We start from the raw sequence: 23,580 nt of genomic DNA, 5'->3' as shown, positions 1-23,580 counted from the left end.
TCCAGTGTGGATGGTGCTGGTCAGGCGGCTCGGAGCTCGTCCACCATCTCGCGGCGGAAGGTCAGGGTGCGGGCCAGATCGGCGACCGGGCGGACCCGGGAGGGGTCGGCCGGCTCCTGGTCGAGTTGCAGGGCCAGGCGGCCGACGAGATCGGCGTAGTCGGGGGGCATGGACAGCGCGGCCGCGCGGCACAGCTCGCCCAGCTGCCAGCTGTGCCGGTCGGTGCGGGCACGGTGGGCGATGGTCTCGAGAACCGCGACGGAAAGCTCCTCGGGCCAGTGACCCGGATGCAGGGCGAGCAGACGCGTGGCCAGCCCGTCGTCGCGGCGCAGCGCGTCGGCTGCGAGGCGGCCGAGCACGTCGGCCGGCAGCACGAGATGCAGATCCCAGCGGACGGACTCCCGCAACGCCCCGGACGCCTCGCGGAGCAGTGCGGCGGCCCAGACGACGTCTTCCTGCACGACCGCGGCCTTGGCCCAGCCGTGCAGCAACGGTGTCTCCCAGTCGTTGCCGCGCGCCAGCCGCAGCATCGTCGCCGGATCGGACCAGATGTCGAGTGGAGCGCCGGCGACGATCTCCTCGAGCAGCCAGGCGCTCACCCCGATGCCTCGCGCGGGCGTCGAGGCCACGCCGTCGCGGCGCAGGGCGGGGTCGAGCTCCTCGGGCGGTGTCACCACGAGCCGGTCGGCGCCCAGCAGCCGGCGCTCACGCCGCACCAGAGCCAGGGCGCGCTCGGCCATCCGGCCCCGCACCTGCGAGCCGGGCAAGCGCCGGAGCAGGTCGAGCGCGGCCTCGCGGACCTCTTTGCGCCGGTCGTCGAGCGCTCGCTCGAGGAACGGGTCGTCGGCCGGGGAGAGCCCGGTGGCCAGCGCCCCGAGGAACCGGGCGCGGTCGTCCGAGGACTCCTCGGCCCACGTGCTCTCGAGCAGCTCACGGGCCTGAGCCGGGTCGGTCGCCCGCAACTCGGTCAGGTGGCCGAGGCGTTCGCCCGAGCTGCCGGTGTGCCAGTCGGGGAGGACCACGGCCACCGGCGTCTCGTCCCGCAGCCAGCGCCAGTCGGCACGCATGCCGGCCAGCCAGGCGCCCCGGCGCCCGGCGACCCGGGCCAGCGCCGGACGGACGATCGAGTTGCGCCGGCCGGCCTCGAGCAACGCCGGCAGAGCCGTCGGCGGCACGTGCCCGCCCCGCTCGGCCGCGGCGGCGAGCCACTGGGACAGCAGCTCCTGGGCGAGCTGGGCGCCGCCGGGAACGCCGGCGCCGAGAATGCGCTGAAGGCGGGCTCCGGCTGCGGCGGGCAAGGGCGCGTCGGTCTCGTCCGGGGCGGCCGGCACGGCCTCGCGACCGGAGCCGGGCAGCACGCCGGCCCGTCGCCGGGTGAGCGCGACGGCAGCCGCGTCGAGCAGCGCGGCCCGGCCCGTCCAAGGCCGGCGATTGGTGCCGACCAGCGCGGCGGCCAGCAACTCGGGCGGCAGCTCGGCGTGACGCGGGGCGCCGGGATCGGGCACCGGGGGAGCGGCCGCGACGAACGCGCCGTCGACCCAGGCGGCGAGCGGCCGCAGGCCGGTGGGTGACCACTCGGCGGCCACGGTCGCGGGACGTCCGCCGGCCGCGGCCAGCAGCCACCACGGCTCGCGATGGCCGGCCGCGAGCGGGAGGGCCGCGCCGGCGCGGTCGACCAGCCAGCCGTCGGCGGCCGGGACAACCCCGGCGAGCAGCACAGGAGCGTCGTAGCGCCACGGCTCGGCGGCGACGGTCGAGCTGTAGCCGGCGAGGGCCTCGGTCAGCCCGGCGGCGCCGTCGGGCTCGCCGAACGGTTCGACGGCGCTGACCCGCTCGGCGACCAGCGCCCGGAGCGGGGCGGAACCCGGGTAGAAGGCGAGCTCGCCGCGGAACTCGGTGCCGGGGACGAGATCGGAGATCAGCGGCTGGCCGGGCGCCGCGAACGCGAGCACCAGAGCGAACCGGCCCTGCGCCGAGCCGCGCAGCCACGTGCGCCGCGTGGTCAGCGCGCCGTCGTCGACCTCGACCTGGCCGAGCACCTGCCATCGGTCGGTGACGCGCGGGCCGGCCAGCACGTCGTCGGTGGCCACCGGGAAGCCGATGCGGCTGCGCACGGTGGCGGCCAGCTCGGGCGGCAGCTCGGCCAGGCGCTCGTAGCCCGAGACGAGCAGCCTCAGCAGGGCCAGCTCGCCGAGCAGCCGATCGGCCCAGTGCGGCCCGATGCCGGCGATCGAACCGAGCCGCCGCACAGCGTTGGCCGCGGTGGGCGCCTGCGCGTCGACCAGGCGGGCGGCCATCGCCTCGAACGGCTGGTGGCCGCCGCGTTGCGCCCCGGCCAGGCCCTGCCGGATCTGATCGTCGAGCCAGCGGCGCAGCTCGGTCATGCCGCCCGCGACCCGCTCGGCGCGCTGCTCGACCCGCTTGGCCGCGGCGGCCGGATCGGGCGTCGACGTGGTCTTGGGCTTGGCGACGGCGCGGGCTGCCCGTGCCGCCTGCCATTCGCGGGCGAAATCGGCCGGCGGGGAATCCGACACATCGGACTCGGCCCAGAGCAGCAGGAGGCCGAGGGCATGCTTGCAGGGAATCTTGCGACTCGGGCACGAGCACTTGAAGGCCGGACCGGTCAGATCGACGCAGACCTGGTACGAGCGGCACTGCCCCCACAGGATGTCGTCGAGCCGCCCGGTGACCGACCACGCGGATCGGGCGGACAAAGCTCGCGCCGCCCGCACCGACGGAGGATCGGGGGCGAGCGTCTCGACCTGGGCGGCCGGCCATCGTTCTGCGGTCACGGGAAAACCCTAGGCCGGAGGTACGACAATTTCCCCGCCCCCGCTCGCGTCCGGGACAGCCGGTGAAATGATCGGAAGCCGAGCTCACTGAGGGGGAACGATGAGGGTCGTCATCTTCGGATCGACCGGCATGGTCGGCCAGGGCGTCCTGCGCGAGAGCCTGGTCGCGCCCGACGTCGAGCAGGTGCTGGCCGTGATCCGCACGCCGACCGGGGTCTCGCATCCCCGGTTGCGCGAGGTGAAGCTGGAAGATTTCGCCGATCTGACGCCGATCATCGACGAACTGCGCGGGTACGACGCGTGTTTCTACTGCCTGGGTGTCTCATCGGTCGGCCTGGACGAGGCGGCCTACACCCGGGTCTCCTACGACTACCCGATGGCCGCCGCGCGCACGTTCGCCGGCCTCGACCCCCAGACCACCTTCGTGTACGTCTCGGGGGCCGGCACCAACGTGCGGGGCCGCCAGATGTGGGCCCGCGTCAAGGGCCGGGCCGAGCGCGACATCATCGAGCTGCTGCCCAACGGCTACGCGTTCCGTCCCGGCCTGATCCAGCCGACGCGCGGGGTCCGCTCGAAGACCGGCTGGTACAACGCGATCTACACCGCGGCCGGACCGCTGATCCCGCTGCTCGAGCGCATCGCCCCGAAATACGTCACCACCACCGACCGCGTCGGCCAGGCCATGCTGCGCGCCGCCCGCGTCGGCTTCCCCGATCACATCGTCGAGAACGCCGACCTGCGCTGATCCGTCCGGGCGTCAGCCGTCGGCGCCGTGGCCCGCGGGCACACGCTCGGCCGGCTCCACAGGCGGCGGGGGAGTGCCGTCGCCGAAGGGGCGGCCGCCCAGCTTCTCGCGGTCGTGCGGTGTCAGCCAGCCGCTCAGGTCGGGACCCTTGGGGACGATCTGGGTGGGATTGATGTCCTTGTGGACGATGTAGTAGTGCTTCTTGATGTCGACGAAGTCGATCGTGTCGCCGAAGCCGGGCGTCTGGAACAGATCCCGGGCGTACGCCCACAGGACCGGCATCTCGGTCAGCTTGCTGCGGTTGCACTTGAAGTGCCCGTGGTAGGCCGCGTCGAAGCGGGCCAGCGTCGTGAACAGCCGCACGTCCGCCTCGGTGATCGTGTCGCCGACGAGGTATCGCTGGCCGCTCAGCAGGTCCGACAGCTGGTCGAGCCGGGCGAAGAGCCGGTCGTACGCCTTCTCGTAGGCCTCTTGGGTCCCGGCGAAGCCGGCCCGGTAGACGCCGTTGTTGACGTCGGCGAAGACGAACTTGTTGGTTTTGTCGATCTGGTCGCGCAGCTCCTCCGGATAGAGCTGGGGCGCGCCCTCGCGGTGATGGCGCTTCCACTCCAGCGACAGGTCGATGGTCATCTGCGCGAAGTCGTTCGTCACCACCTTCCCGGTCGGCACGTCGACGATCGCGGGCACGGTGATGCCCTTGTCGTAGTCCGGGATCCGCTTGAAGAAGGCCTCCTGGAGCCGTTCGATCCCGAGCACCGGGTCGCGGCCGTCCGGGTCCAGGTCGAACGTCCAGCTGCGCTCGTCGTGGGTCGGGCCGGCGATGCCCATCGACAGCACGTCCTCGAGGCCGAGCAGCCGCCGTACGATGATCGCCCGGTTGGCCCACGGGCAGGCCCGCGCCACCACCAGGCGGTAGCGCCCGGGCTCGACCGGAAAGCCGTCCCGGCCGTCCTCGGTGATCCGGGTAGCGATGTACCGCTGGTCCCGCGTGAATTCGCCCTGGGTGTTCACATACGCCATGTCTCCATCCTGCTGCTTCGACGGCGAGCCCGCCCAGCGAAGCGCGAGGTGACCGGCGGCCGGGATGCCCGGCGGCCGAGGTGACCGGCGGCCGGGATGACCGGTGGCCGGGATGACCATGCCCGGGCCGCCGATCGCCGTGGCGTCTGACAGAGTTGCCTGATGGCCGCCAAGATTCGGAGCTACCTCACGCAGTGGACGGTGTTCGTTCCGGTCATCGCCATCGTGACTCTGGCCTTCACCTGGGGTCGTGACCTGTCTCCGCTCGTCGTGGTGGTGGCCGCCGCCCTGCTCGGCGGCGCCGTGCTGGCCGCCGTCCACCATGCCGAGGTCGTCGCGCACCGGGTCGGGGAGCCGTTCGGTTCGCTCGTCCTCGCCGTCGCGGTCACCATCATCGAGGTCGCCCTCATCGTGACTCTGATGATCAGCGGCGGGGAGAAGGCGCAGTCGCTGGCCCGGGACACCGTCTTCGCGGCCGTGATGATCACCTGTAACGGCCTGCTGGGCATCTCGCTGCTGGTCGGCGCTCTGCGTCGGCACGTCGCGGTCTTCAACGCGGAGGGCACCGGCGGCGCGTTCGCCACGGTCGCCACCATCGCCACGCTCAGCCTCGTGGTGCCGAGCTTCACGACGAGCCGTCCCGGTCCGCAGTTCTCGCCGGCCCAACTGGCCTTCGCCGCCGTCGCCTCGCTCTCGCTCTACGCCCTCTTCGTCACCGTGCAGACCCGTCGCCACCGCGACTACTTCCTGCCGATCACGTCGAGCGGCAAGGTGATCGACGTGGAGGAGCACCTCGACCCGCCGAGCAGCCGTCTCGCGCTGGCCAGCCTGGGGGTCCTCATGGTCGCCCTCGTCGCGGTGGTCGGCCTGGCCAAGGGCGTCTCCCCGTCGATCGAGGCGGGCGTGGAGTCGATCGGTCTCCCGCAGGCCGTGGTCGGGGTGGTCATCGCCCTGCTGGTGCTGCTGCCCGAGACGATCGCGGCCGTCCGCGCGGCCGCCCGCGACCGCGTGCAGACGAGCCTGAACCTGGCGATCGGCTCGGCGATGGCCAGCATCGGCCTGACCATCCCGGCGATCGCCATCGCGATGATCTGGCTGGAGGGTCCGCTGCTGCTCGGTCTCGGCGGCACCCAGATGGTGCTGCTGGGCCTGACCGTCGTGGTCGGCACGCTCACGATCGTCCCCGGACGCGCCAACGTCCTGCAAGGCGGCGTCCACCTCGCGCTGATGGCCGCCTTCCTCTTCCTGGCCGCCAGCCCCTGAGCCTTCCCGGCCGCCGGCTCCTGAGCCTTCCTGGCCGCCAGCCCCTGAGCCGATCCCCGGGCGGCGGCCCGGGGTCAGGCCGAGTCGCGTTCGACCAGCGCCGGCTCGTAGATGACCGATGACACCCGCATGTCCGGGTCCTCGATGCGGGCCAGCAGCAGGCGGGCGGCCTCGGCGGCCATGTCCTCGAGCGGGTGCCGGATGGTCGTCAGCGCCGGCGAGGCGGCGACCGCGGCGCTGCTGTCGTCGAAGCCGACCATGGCCACGTCCTCGGGCACACGCAAGCCCGCCTCACGCACCGCGGCCAGCGCCCCGAGGGCCATCAGGTCGTTGGCGACGAACACGCCGTCCGGCTGGGGGTCGCCGCCCAGCAGCTTCCGCATCGCGGCCTCCCCGCTGTCGCGGGTGAAGTTGCCCGTCTCGATCGGCACCCAGCCATGGCCGCGCCGAGCCAGCGCGCGGCGGAAGCCGGCGATGCGGTCGCTGCTCGCGGGCACGTCGGCCGGCCCCGAGATCATCGCCAGGCGCTGGCAGCCGCGGGACAGCAGGCGTTCGGCGGCGAGCGCGGCCCCGGTGTCGTTGGCCAGGTCGACGTAGTCGATCGGCACCGGCTCGGCGGGCCGCCCGATCTGTACGGCGGGGACGCCCCCGTCGGTGAGCAGGCGCGGCAGCGGGTCGACCGGGGGCAGCGACAGCACGACGGCGCCGTCCGCCTGGCCGTTGCGCAGGTCGCCGACGAATCGCCGGCGGGCTTCGTCGGTGCCGACGATCTGCAGGGCCAGCTGCACGCCCTGCCGGCGGAGCACGCTCATCAGCCCGCCGACGACCCGGCCGAAGTAGGGGTCGGCGAAGAACCGGCTCAGGAACGGGTCGTCGTCGTGCGAGTCGGTGTCGGAGACGACGAGCGCGACGGTGCCGCTGCGCCGGGTGACCAGCGAGCGGGCCAGCCGGTTGGGGACGTACCCGGTGCGGCCGACCGCTTCCCAGACCACCTCGTGCAGTTGCGGGTCGACGTTGCGGATGCCGTTGATGACCCGGGAGACGGTGGCCCGGGACACCCCGGCGACCCGGGCGACGTCCTCGAGGGTCGGGAGTCGCTCAGTTCGCATAGTCGTCTTTATAGCACAGCCAGAGAGCGCTCTCCGTCGGCTCGTTCCCCATCGGCCTCCCGGTTCCGAAACCAGCGGAAACGCGCGTACGTATTGACGTTCTCGACATCTCGGCGCAACATTCGGAAAGCGCTCTCCAACCCCGAAGGAGACATTCGTGAATCCCCTACGACCAAGGCGCTTCCTGACCTCGAGCGCGGTCGCGGCCCTCACCGCGACCGCCGTCCTCTCCGGTGTCCAGGCTGCTCAGGCTGCCGACACCCTGCTTTCGCAAGGCCGGCCCGTGCTGGCCTCGTCGACCGAGAACGGTGGCGCCCCGGCCGCCGCGGCCGTCGACGGCAACCTCACCACCCGGTGGGGCAGCGCGTGGAGCGACCCCCAGTGGCTCCGCGTCGATCTCGGCGGCACGGCTTCGATCAGCCAGGTCAAGCTCACCTGGGAGGCCGCGTACGCCCGGGCCTTCCAGATCCAGACCTCGGCCGACGGGGCCACCTGGTCGAACGTCTACGGCACGACGACGGCCACGGGCGGCGCGCAGACCTTGTCGGTCACCGGTTCCGGTCGCTATGTGCGGCTGTACGGAACGCAGCGGACCACCGGCTACGGCTACTCGCTGTACGAGTTCCAGGTCTACGGCACGCTCACCTCGGCGCCGCCCACGAACGGGCCCGGCTATGTGATGGCCGAACCGCCGGTGACCGGCGTGGTGCCCTCGACAGCGGTGCCGCCCGACACCAACCCGCCGACGACGCACCACGAGTTCCAGATGAACTGTTCGGTGAGCCGTGGCAACCTGAACGACGACCCGATCGTGTTCCCCGGCCTGCCCGGCGCGTCGCACTCGCACACCTTCATGGGCAACACCACGACGAACGCGAGCTCGACGTACAACAGCCTGAAGTCGGGCACCACCTCGTGCATCACGCCCGGTGACAAGACGGGGTACTGGATGCCGACGCTGCTGAACGGCGAAACCGCCGTGCAGCCGGTCGGACGGCAGGTCATCTACTACAAGTCAGGTGTCATCGACTACCGCAGCGTGCGACCGTTCCCGGCGGGCCTGCGTTACGTCGTCGGCAGCCCGACCGCCACGATCGACGACTTCCGCAACCACCCCGGCGCGGTCGAGGGCTTCGAGTGCGGCGACCTGTCGTTCAACTGGGACATTCCGGCCACTTGCGCCCCCGGCAGCCGGCTCAACGTCCGGTTCCAGGCTCCGAGCTGCTGGAACGGCCTGCACCTGGACACTCCCGACCACAAGAGCCACCTGGCGTACCCGGTCCTCGGGGTCTGCCCGGCGTCGCACCCGGTCGCCGTCCCGATGATCGAGTTCAAGATGGCCTGGCCGGTCAGCGGCAGCATGGCCGGCGTCCGCTTCTCCAGCGGGCGCGGCTTCTCGTTCCACTACGACGTCTTCAACGCGTTCGACGGGCCCACGCTGGCCGCCCTGGTCCGCCACTGCGTCAACGGCGGCCTCCAGTGCGACCCGCGCGGCTTCGACCTCTACAAGCCCGAGCGCGGCGCCGCGCTGAACGCCAACTACGAGCTGCCGTAACGCACGATTCAAGAAGCGGGCGCCGTGACGGCGCCCGCTTTTCTATGGCTTGGTGCTCGGCATTGTGGACAGTGCCAGTTGCCGCGTGCGCAGAATTTGCAACGCCAAATCGCGGGTCTGCGGCTCGACCCCGGATTTGTCCTCGCTGCGGGCAAGGTTCTCACTTTGTTCCAGATGGCCCTTGATGAGCTCGGTCGCCGTCTGGTCGAAGGCCGGGCCGGCCAGCGAGGCGGCCTCGACAATCTGTTCGGGCGTGACCATGCCCGGCATCGGCATGCCCTCGTGCGGGTTCTCGGCGGGCAGGCCGGCGCGCGCGTGCAGCTGCCGCAGAATGCTCAGCTCGGCGTCCGTGAAGGCCCTGACCTGCGTGGCCAGGGCCAGCGTGGCCGGCGTCCGGCTGCGTTTCGGTACGAGGTCGAGCAGCGGCAGGAGCTGCTCGTCCATCGCGATGTTGATCTCGATCCAGGCCAGGTCGGTGCCGCCGAAACCGGCCACCGCGGCCTGCCCGGCCGGGGCCCCGGCGGACGGGGCGGCGGGGGTGGCCGTCCCCGTCGAAGTGCAGCCGGCCAATCCGAGCACGCCGATGAGTAGTAGACGGGGAACAGCTTTCACGTCCGCGAGTCTGGCCGTTTAATGGCACCGGTGTCAATGATTCGATATTGATGGATGGAAACATCGCCGTAACCGGGATTTTCTGTTATTCGCGTCTCGCTTGTCCGTCCTGGAGGACGAAAAGCCGCGGTACAGTGCGGGGCGCCGCGACCAGGTCGCGGCGCCCCTCAACGCAGGTTCAGCGACGATAGACGCCGAGCTCCCACAGCGAGTAGCCGTACGTCGTCGCGCGTCCGACGCCGTTCATCCGGACATAACGGCCGGTGCCCGAGACGGTCAGCTCGTCGAGGCCGCCGTCCCCGCTCGTCGTCGCGTAGATGTTCGTCCAGTTGGAGCCGTCGTTCGACGTCTGGATCTGATAACCGGTCGCGTACGCCGCCTCCCAGGCCAGGCGTACGTGGTTGAACGACTGGACCGAACCCAGGTCGACCTGGAGCCAGGCCGTGCCGGTCCACTCGCTGGCCCAGCGGGTGCCGTAGTCGCCGTCGGTCGCGTACGACGGCAGCTGCGGCCCGTTCGTGCCGGTCGGCTGATAGGTGGAGGCCGTGGCCGGCTTGCCGCGCGACAGGTTCGTGCCGGTCTCCGGCGGAGCCACCACGCGGATGGACTTCTGCTCGATCCCGACGTTGCCGTGACCGTCGAAGGCGTACACGTAGACCTTCCACACCCCCAGCCGTTCCGGGGCCTTCGCCGTGAACGTGCCGTTGTTGTTATCCGTGAAGGTCACGTTGGTCAGCCCGGTGCCGCCGCCCGCGTGCTTGTCGGAGTACATGACGTTGTAGCGGATCAGGTCACCCTGCGGGTCCGAGGCGGTCACCCCGACGGTCAGCGAACCCCCGGCCGGTACGGCGGTCTGGTTCGACACCGTCATGGCGGTGATCTCCGGCGGCGTGTTGGCCGGCGTCCGGCCCGTCCACGCCCGGCTCAGCGAGTAGTAGCCGTGCCGCCGCCACCCGCCGGTGAACGTGTTCAGCCAGATCCCGCCGAAGTCGTTCTCGAGGCCGTAGTGGAACTCGGTCGCCCCGAGCGCCACGGTCGGATGCGCATTGATCGCGTTCCAGCTGCTGGCGTACTGGTCGCGCTTCTGCAGGTCGGTCGGCTCGGTCGGTACGCCGTTGACGTCGTTCGGCACCTCCCACTCGCCGGCCGGCCCTGCCTCGGTGATGATGTACGGCTTCGTGTAGCCGCCGGCCACCCAGTCCGGGTAGATGGTGCCGATCGCGCCGTACGAGTTGACCGCGAGCAGGTCGAGCGCCGGCGCGTACTGCTTGTAGTACGGCCACGCGCCGGTGTAGGCGTCCGTCGACGTCACCGGGTGGTCGGGGTCGGCCGCGTGGATGGCCTGCGCGACCTCGTTGACGAACGTGGCGTAGCCGACGCGGCGCGCCTCGACCTCGGCCGCGGACAGGCCGTGATCCTGCATGGTGAGGATGACCTCGTTGCCGACGTCCCACATCAGCACGCCGGGGTGGTTCTTCAACGTGTTGACCCGGGCCACGATCTCGGCCTTGACCGAGTTCTTGTACGCCGTGTCGTCGACGTAGTCGGCGCCCTGGTTCAGCCAGTGCCCGACGATCACCTTGATGCCCTGCCGCGACGCCCGGTCGAGCAGCGTCGGGGTGTTCGCGTCGTCCACGCCCCACGTCCGGATCGTGTTGACGCCCATGTTCTTCAGGTCGCGCAGGTATCCGTCGGCGGCGGCCTGCGGAGGACCGTACGTCAGGCCCTTGACCTGGTACGGGGAACCGTCGACCAGCAGCTGCCAGTTGCCCTGCGCGCCGGTCACCTTGACGACGCTCGGCCCGGCCGGGGCGGCCGGGTCGGTCATCGCCGCCGGCACCGTGCCGGTCGCGGTACGGGCCACGCTGACCGAGTCGACGCTGAGCACGCCGCCCGAGGTGGTGTCGGCGGTCGGCGTGGTGCGCCCGGCGATCGCGTTGGGCAGCGAACCGCCGATCGCGAGGTCGAGCCGCAGATAGAAGCCGTGGTGCACGGCCGCCCGCCACGCCGTCACCCCGACCTGGGACTCGCGGACGACCCAGGTCTGCCGGCCGTCGAGGTAGAAGCGGATCTCCTCGTCGGTCCTGGTCCGGTCGATGATCTGGGTGTACTCGTGATAGCCGGTCTGGCAGCCGGCGCAGGTAGCGAGGCCCGAGGAGCGGCCGTTGTACTCGGCGCACGGGCCGTCGGGCGCGGTGCCGCAGTGCAACGTCTGGGCCAGCTGGCTGCGCCCGTTGACGTTCGTCATGATGTCGGTCTCGCCGATGCCCGGCCAGTTGGTGTAGTTGCCGCGGTACGCCGCGCCGGTCGCCCGGAAGCCGGGCCAGTAACCGAGCGGTCCGGCCACGTCGGGCTGCTTGAGCACGGCGGTGAACTTGGTCTGCTGACCGGGCAGCGGCTCGAAGTCGGTGCGCTGCGTCTCGATCCGTCCCGACGTCCACGCGCCGCCGCCGTCCCGGACGGCCTTGATCGACAGGCGGCCGTTACCGTCGAGCGAGACGTTGGCCGTGCTCGCGCCGGCCGTCTCGACCGAGCCGGTGCCCCAGTTGGCGGCGCCGCCCGGGTAGGCGGTGCCGGTGCGCAGCAGCCAGTTGGCCGCCGACGGCGAGGTGCCGGCCGGCCCGTCGAAGGTGTCCTGCCACACGGTGGTGAAGTCGCCCGGCGGCTGGGTCGTCGGCGGCGGGTCGGCCGGCCCGCTGCCGATGCTGCCGTAGACCTTGAACTCCCACAGCGAGTAGCCGTAGCCGCCGTTGCGGGCGGTGCCGTTGAGCCGTACGTAGCGGCCGCTGCCGTTCACGGTCAGCGTCTCGGTGCCGCCGGTGCCGTTCGCCTTGGTGGCGATCGAGGTCCAGGCCGTGCCGTCGGGTGAGGTCTGGATCTGGTAAGCCGTGCCGTAGGCGGACTCCCACTGCAGCACGACTGACGTGATGGTCGCGGTGGCGCCGAGGTCGACGCGCAACCACTGCGGGTCGGCGAACTGGCTCGACCAGCGGGTGCCGGCGTTGCCGTCGGTCGCGTTGGCAGCGACAGTGTCGGCGGTCTCGTTCGAGGATGCGGTGGTGGGCCGGCCCTGCGACAGGAGGCTGTCGGCGGCCTGGGCGCCGGGCGGCGCGGCCAGGGTCAGGCACGCGGCGACGAGGCCGAGCACGAGGGGGATGACGACGCGGCGCCACGCGCGTGGCGGTGCTGAAGCCGGGTTCACGGGGACTCCTGGGGATGTCGGGACGCTGGGGGAAAGCGCTCTCCATGAATGGCCGCAGTGTTACGCCGGGCTTTCACGTGTGTCAATAGGCGATGCCGGTTCCGGTAGCCAGATCGGTAACAAAAGCGGACGATAGCGTCCAGCAATGCCCAAGTTCGTTGATGGCGGCCTTCCGCCGGGAGAGCGTTCTCCCAGACGATCGGCAGAGCGAGCGAGGAACGCGCCGGGAAAAGTTTTACGGAGCATGTCGAGAACGGCACGATGGCTCCGACCTCACCGCGACAGTGACGAACGACAAGGAGCTACCCGATGAAGTACATCCTGATGATGTTCGGTGACGGCGGCGAGATGGCGGCCACGGCCGACCCGGCCTGGGTGAGCGACATGATGACGTTCATGGGCGACTTCAACACCGAGCTGGCCGGGACCGGTGAGCTGGTCGACGCGCGCGGCCTGGCGTTCCCCTCCACCGCCAAGACCGTCAGCTACGAGGACGGCCAGGTCGCCGTCACCGACGGGCCCTACGCCGAGACCAAGGAGTCGCTCGCCGGCTACTGGATCCTCGAGGTACCGGGGGAGGAGCGGGCGGTCGAGCTGGCCGGGCGGGTCGCGTTCTGGGCGCGCAAGGTCGAGCTGCGCGAGGTCCCCGACGGCCCGCCGGACCACGAGGACGCCTGACCCGTACGCAGGCAGGGGTCGAGGGGTGAGTGCGGATGGGTGAGCGAGGGCTGGACGGGCTGCTGCGGGAGCTCGCGCCGCAGGTGCTGGGGGCGTTGGTGCGCCGCTACGGCCAGTTCGACGCGGCCGAGGACGCCGTTCAGGAAGCGCTTCTGGCGGCCGCCGTGCAGTGGTCGCGGGAGGGGGAGCCGACCAGCCCGCGATCGTGGCTGATCTCGGTGGCCACCCGGCGGCTGGTGGACGAGTTCCGCAGCGACAGCGCCCGCCGGCGGCGCGAGGCCGTGGAGGCGCCGGCCGATCCGGGCGGCGCCGTCCCGGAGCGGGACGACACGCTGGCCCTGCTGTTCCTCTGCGCTCACCCGTCGCTCTCGCCGCCGTCGCAGCTCGCGCTCACCCTGCGGGCGGTCGGCGGCCTCAGCACCGCGCAGATCGCGGCCGCGTTCCTGGTGCCCGAGCCGACCATGGCCCAGCGGATCAGCCGGGCCAAGCAGGCCATCCGCCGGAGCGGGGCGGACTTTCCGCCGCCGGCTCCGGGCGCCGAGCGGGTCGAGCGCCTGCGGGTCGTACGGCAGGTGTTGTATCTGATCTTCAACGAGGGATACACCGCCAGCGGGGGGCCGGAGCTGCACCGGGCCGAGTTGACCGGTGAGGCGATCCGGCTGGTCCGGCTGCTGCGCGACCTGGTGCCCGGCGATCACGAGACGACCGGCCTGCTGGCTCTCATGCTGCTCACCGACGCCCGGCGAGCGGCTCGGACGACCGCCGCCGGCGAGTTGGTGCCGCTCGACCGGCAGGACCGTTCGTTGTGGAGCCGGGAACGGATCGCCGAGGGCGTCGCGCTGGTGTCGTCGACTCTCGGGCGTGGACCGCTGGGGCCCTATCAGGTGCAGGCCGCGATCGCCGCGCTGCACGACGAGGCCGCCTCGGACGCCGAAACCGACTGGCCGCAGATCCTCGCGCTCTACGAGGTGCTCGAGACGATCTCGCCCGGCCCGGTCGTCACGTTGAACCGGGCCGTCGCGGTCGCCCGCACCCGGGGGCCGCTGGCCGGGCTGGCCCTGCTCGGGGACCTGGCGGGCGACGAGCGGATGGCCGGCCACCACCGGCTGGCCGCCGTGCGGGCCCACCTGCTCGAGCGGGCCGGCTTTGCCGAGCAGGCCCGGGAGGCCTATCTGGCCGCGGCCAAGCTGACCACCAGCGCCCCGGAGCAGCGCTACCTGACCGCCCGGGCGGCGATGGCCCAGCCCGACGAGGAGTGACTACTGAAGGAAGGATCCCAGCGGGGACAGCAGCAGCTTGCTGAGGCCCGCGGCCGTCCGGTCGAGCCCGGCCCGTTCCCGGTCGGTGGCCAGCATGTCGTGCCGGACGCCCCACAGCTTCTGGGCGTTGCGCCAGGCCACGTTGCGGGTGTACTCGACCGCCTCGCCCTGCCACCAGTCGTCCAGGCAGCCGTTCATCGTGTCGATCAGCAGCTGCCACTTCTCGAGATAGCCGCGCCGCAGGCCCGGGATCGCCTCGGCGAAGATGTCGTTGATCTCGAGGTAGTCGTGGTGCTGGTCGCTCTCGTCGATCGGGTCGGTGCCCAGGTGATCGAACGTCGTGACCAGCGCGAACGGCAGATCGAAGTTGATGTGCGCGTTGACGCCGGCGCAGGCCGACGGCAGCGGCCGGCAGTCCGGGCCGGGGATGCGCTGGAACAGGCACGCCCACACCTCTGGGCAGCGCGGGCTCGTCCCGGCGCCGGCCCACGCGCGCAGCGCGTCGAAGTAGCGTGCGGCGAACTCCACGTCGAGCCGCGACAGGAACGCCGGGTCCTTGAACTTGCCGGCGTACAGCCGCTCGAGCACACCCTCGGTGATCGTCAGGTAGAGCTTGTTGAAGTCACACAACGGGTTCCCGACCAGCAGCGGCGGCACGTGACCCAGGACTTCTTGAAGCGCCCTGAGCTGGTCGACCACGGCGGGGACGTCGTCGGGGTGGCCTTGCAGGAGATCGGTCATCTCCCGGTGCACAGGTCCCCAGACCGACTGGTTCATCGGTTCTCCTCCACGAACATCGGCGGAGGGCCCCCTAGCACCGCCCGGCGGCGGTGGCCGCCGGGCGGTGCTCCCCCGTGGCCTCAGACTTCCAAAACAGACGTACGCAGGGATCGGTAGATCTACGTATCCCGCGCGCGAAAGACCGGCGAAGATAACGGAACGGTCACGCCGCGGTCAGGAACACCCGGCTGGCCTGCACCCGCGTGCGCACCTGGAGCTTGTCGAAGATGTGCCCGACGTGGACGCCGACCGTGCGCTCGCTGATGAACAGCCGCTCGCCGATCTCGCGGTTGGTCAGGCCCTCGGCCACCGCGGCCAGCACCTCGCGTTCGCGGACGGTGAGCAGGCTCAGCTCGTCGGCCTCACCTGTCCCGGGCGCCGGGAACTCCCGCGTCGGGACGTCGTCGGCCAGCGTCACCTTGTAGCGGTGCGCGACCGAGACGATCTCGGCCGCGAACGGCCGCGCGCCCATCGCGGTCGCCGTGGCGTACGCCTCGCGAAGCGCCCCGATCGCCGCGGTCTTGCGCGATTTGCGCCGTAGCGCCGCCTCGGCCTGCCGCAGCCGCGAATAGGCGGCGGGGTAGGGCTGCCGGCGCTTGTCCCACGTGGTGGCCGCCTTGGCCCAGGGCGCGGGATCCTGCCGGCCCTCGACGCGGCTCAGCTCGGCCGCGCACAGGTCGAGGTAGCCGTCGATCACGCCGCGCACCGGCAGCGCGGCGTTGCCCACCCCGGCCGCCATCCGCTCGACGGCGACCGTGAGCCGGCGCAGCGCCCCGGCGTCGACCGGCTGGCCGGCCGCGTGCGCCTCGGCCTCGGCGCGCAGGCCGTGCCAGGCCAGGACGCCGATCAGCACCAGGTCGTCGGAGCGGGTCTCGGTGAGCCCGCGCTGCACCGCCGCCCGGGCCGTCGCGTGTTCGCCCTGCCACATCGCCAGCCCGGCGCGCAGCGTGAGCATGGGCAGCACGTGTCGGGCCCCGCCGCCGGCCAGCAGGGTGGCGACCGCGTCGAGATCACGGTGGGCCGCCTGGACGTCGCCGAAGCCGACCCACAGCCGGCAGCGGGCCAGCAGCAGCTCGACCGCGTCGGCGCCGGACGGCCGGTGCCGCATCGCGGCCTCGAGCACGGTGTCGGCCTCGCCCCACTGCCCGACCCGGAACAGTCCGTTCGCCGCGATCGCGAGCAGACGGGTCTGATAGGTGCGGCCGGCCCCGAGCGAGGCCAGACGCGCGGCGCCGCGCCGGGCGACCAGCACACCCTCCTCGATGTTGTTGAGCGGGCCGGCGAGCAGCTCGGCCAGGTGCAGGTAGGCCACGCCCAGCTCGTCCGGGTGCCCGCTGCGCTCGGCGATGTCGACCGCGTTGCGGATGACGGCCAGGCCCGCGTCGGGGTCCTCCCGGAACGCGGCGCTGAAACCGAGCGCGGCGCTGGCCCGGACCAGGTCGGCCGTTGAGCCGTTGACCTCGGCCATCTCGAGCGCGTCGACCGCGCGGGCGTTCGCGTCGGCGTAGCGGCCCAGGTGCAGCAGCAACTCGGCCAGGTAGGCGGCGGCCGAGGCCCGCTGGCGCGGCGAGCAGTCGGGCGCCTCGAGGGCCCGCTCGTACTCCGCCTCGGCGGTGGCCGTGCGGCCGGCCGCGGCCAGGTACCGCGCGCGGCGCAGGTGCAGGTCGCACTGGCTGGGCGCATCGGGCCGCCGGGACAGGTCGTCGAGCCGGGACAGCGCGCGCAGGTGCTCGCCGCACTGGTGGGCCGACTCGGCCGCGTGGGCCAGCAGCTCGGTGCGTTCGGGCGCCGCGTCGGTGGTCAGCTCGAGCGCGGACGACCAGTACCGATGGGCCTCGGTGAAGCCGTAGAGCTCCTCGGCCGAGCGGGCCGCGGCGACCACCGACGGCAGCGCGCGACCGGGTTCGCCGGCCTTCTGCCAGTGGTGGGCCAGGCGCGCGTGGTCGGGCTCGGCCGGCGTCCCGGCGCTCGGCTCCAGGGCCAGGGCGTACTGCCGGTGCAGCACCGTGGCCTCGGCCGGGAGGACCTCGGCGGCCAGGATCTCGGCGACCAGCCGATGCCGGAGCCGGTAGCCGTCGTCGGCGCCGGTCACGATGCGGTGGTCGACCGCAGCCCGGACCGCCTCGATCAGCTCGGCCTCGGACAGCGGCACGACCCGGGCCAGCACGTCGTGGCCGACCGGCTCGACCCCGGCGGCGATCGCGTGCACCACCGAGTGCGCGTGCGGCGGCAGCTCGTCGACCCGGGACAGGAAGATCTCGCGCAGGGTGTCCGACAGCTCGACCCGCCCGTCCCGCAGGTCACGGGCCAGTTCCTCGGCCACGAACGGGTTGCCGCCGCTCCGCTTGTACACGCGGTCGGCATCCTCGGCGTCGGCCTTGCCGCCGGTGATCGCGCCGACCAGCTCGACCGTCCGGTCGCGGTCGAGCGGGGCCAGGTCGACGACGCGGACGGACCGCAGCCGGCGCAGCTCGGCCAGCACCTTGCGCAGCGGGTGGGCGCCCTGCAGCGCCTCGGCCCGCACGGCTGCCAGCACGGCTATCCGGACGTCGCCCAGGCCGGCCAGCAGATAGAGCAGCAACTGCCGGGTGCTGCGGTCGGCCCACTGCAGATCGTCCAGGACCAGCAGCAGGCGACGGTCGCCGGCCACCGCCCGCAGATCCTGCGAGACGCGATCGAGGAGGGCGCCCGCGTCGCCGGCCGGCTGGACATTGTGGTCGAACTGCCGCAGAGCCTGCAGAACCGGATGCAGGGGGGAGGCGTCGCCGATGTCGAGGCACATGCCGGACAGCACGGCGAAACCCGCGTCGCGCATCGCCACGGCGGTCTCGCGCAGCAGCCGGCTCTTGCCGACGCCGCTCTCCCCGGTGACGAACACCGCGGAGGTGCCTCCGGGTCCCGCGCTGTGCAGGTCCGACTGGATCTGGGTCAGCGTGTCGGCTCGTCCGACCAGCGGCCCGTCCTCCTCGCTGGACATGGAGGTCACCCTAGTGCCCAGGCGCCCCGCCTGTTCTCGGCGGTTCGGTCTGATCTGGGTCACATGACGGACGGGTGTCAGGCGGTGCCGCGGCGCTGCCGGAGGGTCGGCGCAGCGCTGTCGGAGATACGTCGTTCTGCAGATCCGCTTCCCGACTGCGGCTGGCACCGTTCTCCCCGGGGCACAGCAGTGAACTGGGGGAGCGTGAGGACATGACCGCAATCGCTATGGCGGAGCAGGAGCGGCGTCAGACCGTCACCGTCCTCTTCATCGACATCGTGGGCTTCACGGCCCTGGTCGACGACCTGGACTGCGCGGTTGTCCGCGCCTTGCAGCGCGACTACTTCGGGATCGTCTCCGAGGTGGTCCGCGCGGGCGGCGGAGTGGTGGAGAAGTACGTCGGAGACGCGGTGATGGCGGTGTTCGGCACCGGCCCGGGCGGCTTCGGCGCGGAGGCGGCCGCCGCGGCGGTCCGGGTGGGCCTGTCGGTCCAGGAGGCGTTGAGGGGGCACCTCCTGGCCGGCAGGTTCGCCGTCCGCACCCGGGTCGGTCTGGCCACCGGCGACGTGATCGTCGACGTCGAGGCGGCCCGGGACTTCGGGCACGGCATGGTCAGCGGCAGCGTGGTCAGCACGGCGGCGCGCCTGCAGGCCTACGCGCCGCACGACACCGTGGTGGTGTGCTCCGAGACCCGGGCGGTCACCGATCAGCTGATCGCTTATCAGGAGCTGCCACCGGTACGGGTGTCGGGCAAAGCACGCCCCCTCGGTCTGTGGCGCGCGCTGGCTCCGCAGGGAGCCCGGACGGAGGCTCGTCAGCTGTGGGCGGTACCGGCGGTCGCATAGACCGTGTCCTAGCTCACGTACCGTATCTTTTGTCCGAATTATCGGTTCACAGGTGGGCCCGCCCGGCTCGGTTGACCAGAAGTGTCGGGGGCTCCCGGTAGGCTCGCCGCGACTTGACCACCATCTGGGCCGATCGGGAGTGCCACCTCGTGACCGCGGAGATCCTGTACGGGGCCGATGACCTCACGCACCTGGAGGGGCTGGACGCCGTCCGGAAACGCCCGGGCATGTACATCGGCTCCACCGACAGCCGGGGCATCAACCACCTCGCCAACGAGATCATCGACAACTGCACCGACGAAGGCGTGGGCGGCCACGCCACCAAGGTCGCGGTGATCCTGCACGCCGACGGGTCGCTGCAGGTCGACGACGACGGCCGGGGCATCCCGACCGCGATCAACACCAAGTCCGGCCTCAACGGCGTCGAGCTCGTGCTCACCCGGCTGCACGCCGGCGGCAAGTTCGGCGGCTCGGGCTACAAGACCTCCGGCGGCCTGCACGGCGTCGGCGCCTCCGCGGTCAACGCGCTGTCCACCCGCTTCGACGTCACGGTCAAACGCGACGGCAAGGTCCACGAGCTCTCCTTCCAGCGCGGCGTGCCCGGCTCCTTCGACGGTCCGGGCCCGCAGGCCCGCTTCCATCCCGAGTCCGGGCTGCGCGTCGTCCGCAAGATGAAGCGCGGCGAGCCCACCGGCACGTCCATCCGTTACTGGTACGACGCCCGCTACTTCGAGACGGGCGCCGGGCTCGACGTCGAGTCCGTGCGCACCAAGCTGCGCAACACGGCGTTCCTCGTCCCCGGCGTGATGTACACGCTGCGCGACGAGACGGCCGAGGAGACGACGAACGAGACCTTTCACTTCCCGCACGGGCTCACCGACATGGTCGAGTTCCTCACCCACGCCGGCGACAAGCCGGTCTCCGGCATCCTGCTGGTCGACGGCGAGGGTACGTACAAGGAGAACGCCGCCGACGCCAACGGCGTGATGCAGTCCAACGTCGAGCGGCGGGCCGAGGTCGAGATCGCCTTCCGCTGGGGCACCGGCTACGAGCGCACGATCGAGTGCTTCACCAACACGATCCGCAACGCGCACGGCGGCACCCACCGCAAGGGCTTCGAGCGTGCCCTCGTCCGCGCGCTCACCGACGCCATCCGCAACACGCGCGGCCTGCTCAAGCCCAAGGAGGACCCGCCTGTCCTCGACGACCTGCTCGAGGGCATGACCGCGGTCCTGCACGTGCGCATCCCCGAGCCGCAGTTCACCTCGCAGACCAAGGACGAGCTGTCCACCGCCGGCATCACCCGCGTGCTCCAGGGCCTGGTCGAGGCCCACATCAAGGAGTGGATCGAGGGGCGGCGGACCAAGGCCGAGGCCCGCACGGTGCTGCAAAAGGTGGTCGACGCCGCTCGCGTCCGGCTGACCCAGAAACAGCAGAAGGACGCGGCCCGCCGCAAGACCGCGCTCGAGGGCGCCTCGATGCCGCCCAAGCTGGTCGACTGCCGGGCCACCGGCATCGCCCGCTCCGAGCTCTACATCGTCGAGGGTGACAGCGCGCTCGGCACCGCCCGGATGGCCCGCAGCTCCGAATACCAGGCGCTGCTGCCCATCCGCGGCAAGATCCTCAACGTGCAGAAGGCGTCGCTGCAGCAGGTGCTCGACAACGCCGAGTGCTCGGCCATCGTGCAGGTGCTGGGGGCCGGCTCCGGCCGCACGTTCGATCTGAGCGCCATGCGCTACGGCCGCGTCATGATCATGGCGGACGCCGACGTCGACGGCTCGCACATCCGCACGCTGCTGATCACCCTGTTCGCGAAATACATGCGCCCGGTGATCGAGCAGGGCCGGCTGTTCGCCGCGATGCCGCCGCTGCACAAGGTCGTCACCAAGGGCCGCAACTCGCAGACCATCTTCACCTACACCCAGCAGGAGATGGAAGCGACCGTCAGCCGCGTCGAGCGCGGCGGCGGCGCCGTCAACAAGCCGGTCAACCGGTTCAAGGGCCTCGGCGAGATGGACGCCGACGAGTTGTGGGACACCACGATGAACCCGGCGACCCGCACCGTCCGGCGCATCACCCTGGACGACGCCGAACGCGCCGAGGCCACCCTCGAGCTGCTGATGGGCGAGCGGGTCGAACCGCGGAAGAACTGGCTGATCGAGGCGGCGGGCCGCATCGACCAAGAGACGATCGACGCCTGAGAGGTCCTGCTTCATGGCACGCCGCAAGAACAACGAGAGCAACCGCGTCGACCTGTCCGCCTTCGACCAGGCCGGCGCGCGCGTCATCGACAACCCGCTGACCACCGAGGTGGAGGACTCCTATCTGGAGTACGCCTACTCGGTCATCCACTCGCGGGCCCTCCCGGACGCCCGCGACGGCCTCAAGCCGGTCCACCGCCGCATCCTCTGGTCGATGTCCGAGCAGGGCCACCGCCCCGACCGGCCCTACGTCAAGTCGGCGCGCGTCGTCGGTGACGTGATGGGTAAGTACCATCCGCACGGAGACGTCGCCATCTATGACGCCATGGTTCGTCTCGCGCAGGATTTCTCGCTCAACGCGCCGCTCATCGACGGCCACGGCAACTTCGGCTCCCCGGACGACGGACCGGCCGCCTCGCGATACACCGAGGCCCGCATGTCGCGCGAGGCGATGCTGCTGGTCGGCGAGCTGGGCGAGGGCACGGTCGACTTCAAGCCGACCTACGACGGCAGTGACGTCGAGCCCCGGGTGCTGCCCGCCGCGTTCCCCAACCTGCTGGTCAACGGCACGTCGGGCATCGCGGTGGGCATGGCGACCAACATGATCCCGCACAACCTGGGCGAGGTCGTGGCCGCGGCGCGGCACCTGATCACCGATCCCGAGGCCGATCTCGACGCACTGATGCGGTTCGTGCCCGGTCCCGACCTGCCCACCGGCGGTCAGCTGCTGGGGCTCGACGAGGTGCGGCGGGCGTACGAGACGGGCCGCGGCGTGGTGCGCATGCGCGCGCGGGCCCAGACCGGACTGCTCGAGGGCGGCCGCGGGCGCCAGGCCATCACCGTGACCGAGCTCCCGTACGGGGTCGGGACCGAAAAGATCATCGAGGCCATCACCGACGAGGTGAAGGGCAAGCTGATCGTCTCGGGGCCCAAGCGCGGCCAGCGGCAGGCGGCCCGGCTGCAGGGCATCGCCGACGTCAAGGACCTCACCGACCGCGAGCACGGCACCCGGCTGGTGATCGAGTGCAAGGTCGGCGTCAACCCGCAGGCCCTGCTGGCCGACCTCTACCGGCTGACCCCGCTCGAGTCGTCGTTCGGCATCAACAACCTGGTGCTGGTCGACGGCCAGCCCCGCACGCTCGGGCTCAAGGCGCTGCTCGAGGTCTTCGTCCAGCACCGGTACGACGTCGTCACCCGGCGCACCGAGTTCCGCCGCACCAAGCGCCAGGACCGCCTGCACCTGGTCGACGGCCTGCTCGTCGCGCTGATCGACATCGACCGGGTGGTCGCGATCATCCGGGGCAGCGACGACGCGGCCGCGGCCAAGGCGTCCCTGATGAGCGAGTTCAACCTGTCCGAGATCCAGGCGACCTACATCCTGGACACCCCGCTGCGCCGGCTCACCCGGTTCGACCGCATCGAGCTCGAGACCGAGCAGGAGCGGCTGCGCAACGAGATCGCCGAGCTGAGCCGCATCCTCGACAACGACGACGTGCTCAAGCAGGTCGTGTCGGACGAGCTGGCCGCCGTGGTCAGCGAGTTCGGCGCGCCGCGGCGCACCACGCTGATCGACGGCGACCTCAAGGAGGTGCTGGCCGCGTCCGCGCCGGCCGGGCCACTGGAGGTCGCCGACGACCCGTGCCAGGTCATCCTCTCGGCCACCGGGCTGATCGCCCGGACGGCGGCCGAGAGCGAGGAGGCCGCCGAGGGGCGGCGCCGCTCGGGGCGGGTTAAGCACGACGCCGTACGCGCCGTGGTGCACTCGACCGCGCGCGGCCGCATCCTGCTGGTCACCAACCGCGGCCGCGCCTTCAAGACCGACGTGCTCCCGCTGCCGGTGCTGCCCGAGCAGTCGGGCACGGTGTCGGTGCGCGGCGGCATGTCGGCGTCCGAGCTCCTGCCGCTGGAAAAGGGCGAGAAGGTGATCGGCCTGGCCCCCCTGGGGGCGGGCGAGTCGCCGGGCCTGGCCCTGGGCACCCGGCAGGGCGTGGTCAAGGTGTGCACCCCCGAGTGGCCGGTGCGCTCCGACGAGTTCGAGGTGATCACGCTCAAGGAGGGCGACGAGGTGCTGCAGGCCTCGTGGCTGACCGACGGCTCGGAGTCGCTCGTCTTCGTGACCTCCGACGCGTCGCTGCTGCGCTTCCCGGCCAAGAACGTGCGGCCGCAGGGCCTCAAGGGCGGCGGCATGGCCGGCGTCAACCTGGCGGCCGGGGCCGACGTGGTCTCGTTCAACGCGGTGGCCACGGCCGACCACGACCACGGCGAGCCGATGGTGGTGACCTCGACCGGCACCCAGGTCAAGGTCAGCCCGTTCGCCTCCTACCCGGCCAAGGGCCGGGCCACCGGCGGTGTCCGCGTCCAGCGGTTCCTCAAGGGCGAGACGCGGCTCACGGTGGCCTGGGTGGGCCCGCGCCCGGTCGGCGCGAGCAACACCGGCGACCCGGTCGACCTTCCCGAGCCCGACGCCCGCCGCGACGGCTCGGGCGAGGCCGTCCTGATGGGCCCGCAGATCATCGGCCACCTGATCGAACGCGGCTGACAG

15 protein-coding genes are annotated in these 23,580 nt (G+C 71.7%); 8 read left to right on the top strand and 7 right to left on the bottom strand.

Features of this window, described 5'->3' with window-relative positions:
* Nucleotides 1–20: 20 nt before the first annotated feature.
* Nucleotides 21–2,792, bottom strand: a complete 2,772-nt coding sequence (locus HJC40_RS32685; protein WP_250007096.1) for an SWIM zinc finger family protein — start codon at nucleotides 2,790–2,792, stop codon at nucleotides 21–23.
* 100 nt (nucleotides 2,793–2,892) lie between these two features.
* Between HJC40_RS32685 and HJC40_RS32680 the strand changes: the two genes are divergently transcribed.
* Nucleotides 2,893–3,537 carry an epimerase gene (locus HJC40_RS32680; protein ID WP_250007093.1) on the top strand — a complete coding sequence of 215 codons (645 nt, stop codon included), beginning with the start codon at nucleotides 2,893–2,895 and terminating at the stop codon, nucleotides 3,535–3,537.
* A gap of 12 nt (nucleotides 3,538–3,549) precedes the next feature.
* On the opposite strand, the gene HJC40_RS32675 is transcribed toward HJC40_RS32680, so the two are convergent.
* Nucleotides 3,550–4,557: a glutathione S-transferase family protein gene (locus HJC40_RS32675; RefSeq protein ID WP_250007091.1), complete on the bottom strand. Its 1,008-nt coding sequence runs from the start codon at nucleotides 4,555–4,557 to the stop codon at nucleotides 3,550–3,552.
* A gap of 162 nt (nucleotides 4,558–4,719) precedes the next feature.
* On the opposite strand from HJC40_RS32675, the gene HJC40_RS32670 reads away from it, so the two are divergent.
* Nucleotides 4,720–5,820: a calcium:proton antiporter gene (locus HJC40_RS32670; protein ID WP_250007089.1), complete on the top strand. Its 1,101-nt coding sequence runs from the start codon at nucleotides 4,720–4,722 to the stop codon at nucleotides 5,818–5,820.
* Nucleotides 5,821–5,894: 74 nt separating this feature from the next.
* On the opposite strand, the gene HJC40_RS32665 is transcribed toward HJC40_RS32670, so the two are convergent.
* The gene (locus HJC40_RS32665; protein WP_250007088.1) at nucleotides 5,895–6,929 is read right to left on the bottom strand and encodes a LacI family DNA-binding transcriptional regulator; all 1,035 of its coding nucleotides are present in this window, start codon (nucleotides 6,927–6,929) and stop codon (nucleotides 5,895–5,897) included.
* Nucleotides 6,930–7,086: 157 nt separating this feature from the next.
* Between HJC40_RS32665 and HJC40_RS32660 the strand changes: the two genes are divergently transcribed.
* Nucleotides 7,087–8,484, top strand: coding sequence for a DUF1996 domain-containing protein (locus tag HJC40_RS32660; protein ID WP_374273278.1), 1,398 nt, complete (start codon nucleotides 7,087–7,089; stop codon nucleotides 8,482–8,484).
* A gap of 42 nt (nucleotides 8,485–8,526) precedes the next feature.
* Here the strand turns inward: HJC40_RS32660 and HJC40_RS32655 are convergent, their stop codons facing one another.
* Nucleotides 8,527–9,096 (bottom strand): DUF305 domain-containing protein, encoded by a 570-nt coding sequence (locus HJC40_RS32655; RefSeq protein WP_250007085.1) that lies wholly within the window; start codon nucleotides 9,094–9,096, stop codon nucleotides 8,527–8,529.
* Nucleotides 9,097–9,274: 178 nt separating this feature from the next.
* Nucleotides 9,275–12,298 (bottom strand): discoidin domain-containing protein, encoded by a 3,024-nt coding sequence (locus HJC40_RS32650; protein ID WP_374273276.1) that lies wholly within the window; start codon nucleotides 12,296–12,298, stop codon nucleotides 9,275–9,277.
* A 309-nt stretch (nucleotides 12,299–12,607) separates the two neighbouring features.
* Here HJC40_RS32650 and HJC40_RS32645 point away from each other — a divergent pair, with 309 nt between their 5' ends.
* Together HJC40_RS32645 and HJC40_RS32640 are read left to right on the top strand one after the other, a co-directional pair.
* A complete protein-coding gene (locus HJC40_RS32645) occupies nucleotides 12,608–12,976 on the top strand; it encodes a YciI family protein (protein WP_250007083.1) in 369 nt (122 codons plus the stop codon).
* Nucleotides 12,977–13,011: 35 nt separating this feature from the next.
* A complete protein-coding gene (locus tag HJC40_RS32640; RefSeq protein ID WP_250007082.1) occupies nucleotides 13,012–14,235 on the top strand; it encodes an RNA polymerase sigma factor in 1,224 nt (407 codons plus the stop codon).
* On the opposite strand, the gene HJC40_RS32635 is transcribed toward HJC40_RS32640, so the two are convergent.
* Together HJC40_RS32635 and HJC40_RS32630 are read right to left on the bottom strand one after the other, a co-directional pair.
* A complete protein-coding gene (locus tag HJC40_RS32635) occupies nucleotides 14,236–15,012 on the bottom strand; it encodes a DUF5995 family protein (RefSeq protein WP_250007080.1) in 777 nt (258 codons plus the stop codon).
* 166 nt (nucleotides 15,013–15,178) lie between these two features.
* Nucleotides 15,179–17,992: an AAA family ATPase gene (locus HJC40_RS32630; protein WP_250007078.1), complete on the bottom strand. Its 2,814-nt coding sequence runs from the start codon at nucleotides 17,990–17,992 to the stop codon at nucleotides 15,179–15,181.
* A gap of 212 nt (nucleotides 17,993–18,204) precedes the next feature.
* On the opposite strand from HJC40_RS32630, the gene HJC40_RS32625 reads away from it, so the two are divergent.
* The 3 genes from HJC40_RS32625 to HJC40_RS32615 all read left to right on the top strand — a co-directional run bounded on the left by HJC40_RS32625 (nucleotide 18,205) and on the right by HJC40_RS32615 (nucleotide 23,577).
* Nucleotides 18,205–18,837, top strand: coding sequence for an adenylate/guanylate cyclase domain-containing protein (locus HJC40_RS32625; protein WP_250007076.1), 633 nt, complete (start codon nucleotides 18,205–18,207; stop codon nucleotides 18,835–18,837).
* A gap of 149 nt (nucleotides 18,838–18,986) precedes the next feature.
* Nucleotides 18,987–21,038 carry a DNA topoisomerase IV subunit B gene (locus HJC40_RS32620; RefSeq protein WP_250007281.1) on the top strand — a complete coding sequence of 684 codons (2,052 nt, stop codon included), beginning with the start codon at nucleotides 18,987–18,989 and terminating at the stop codon, nucleotides 21,036–21,038.
* A gap of 13 nt (nucleotides 21,039–21,051) precedes the next feature.
* On the top strand, nucleotides 21,052–23,577 hold the full coding sequence (locus tag HJC40_RS32615) for a DNA topoisomerase (ATP-hydrolyzing) subunit A (RefSeq protein WP_250007074.1): 2,526 nt from the start codon (nucleotides 21,052–21,054) through the stop codon (nucleotides 23,575–23,577).
* Nucleotides 23,578–23,580 lie beyond the last annotated feature (3 nt).

Origin of the sequence: Actinoplanes sp. M2I2, from assembly GCF_023544445.1 — a bacterium.
In the GTDB taxonomy this organism is placed as follows: domain Bacteria; phylum Actinomycetota; class Actinomycetes; order Mycobacteriales; family Micromonosporaceae; genus Actinoplanes.
This window is presented reverse-complemented; position numbering and strand designations above follow the sequence as displayed.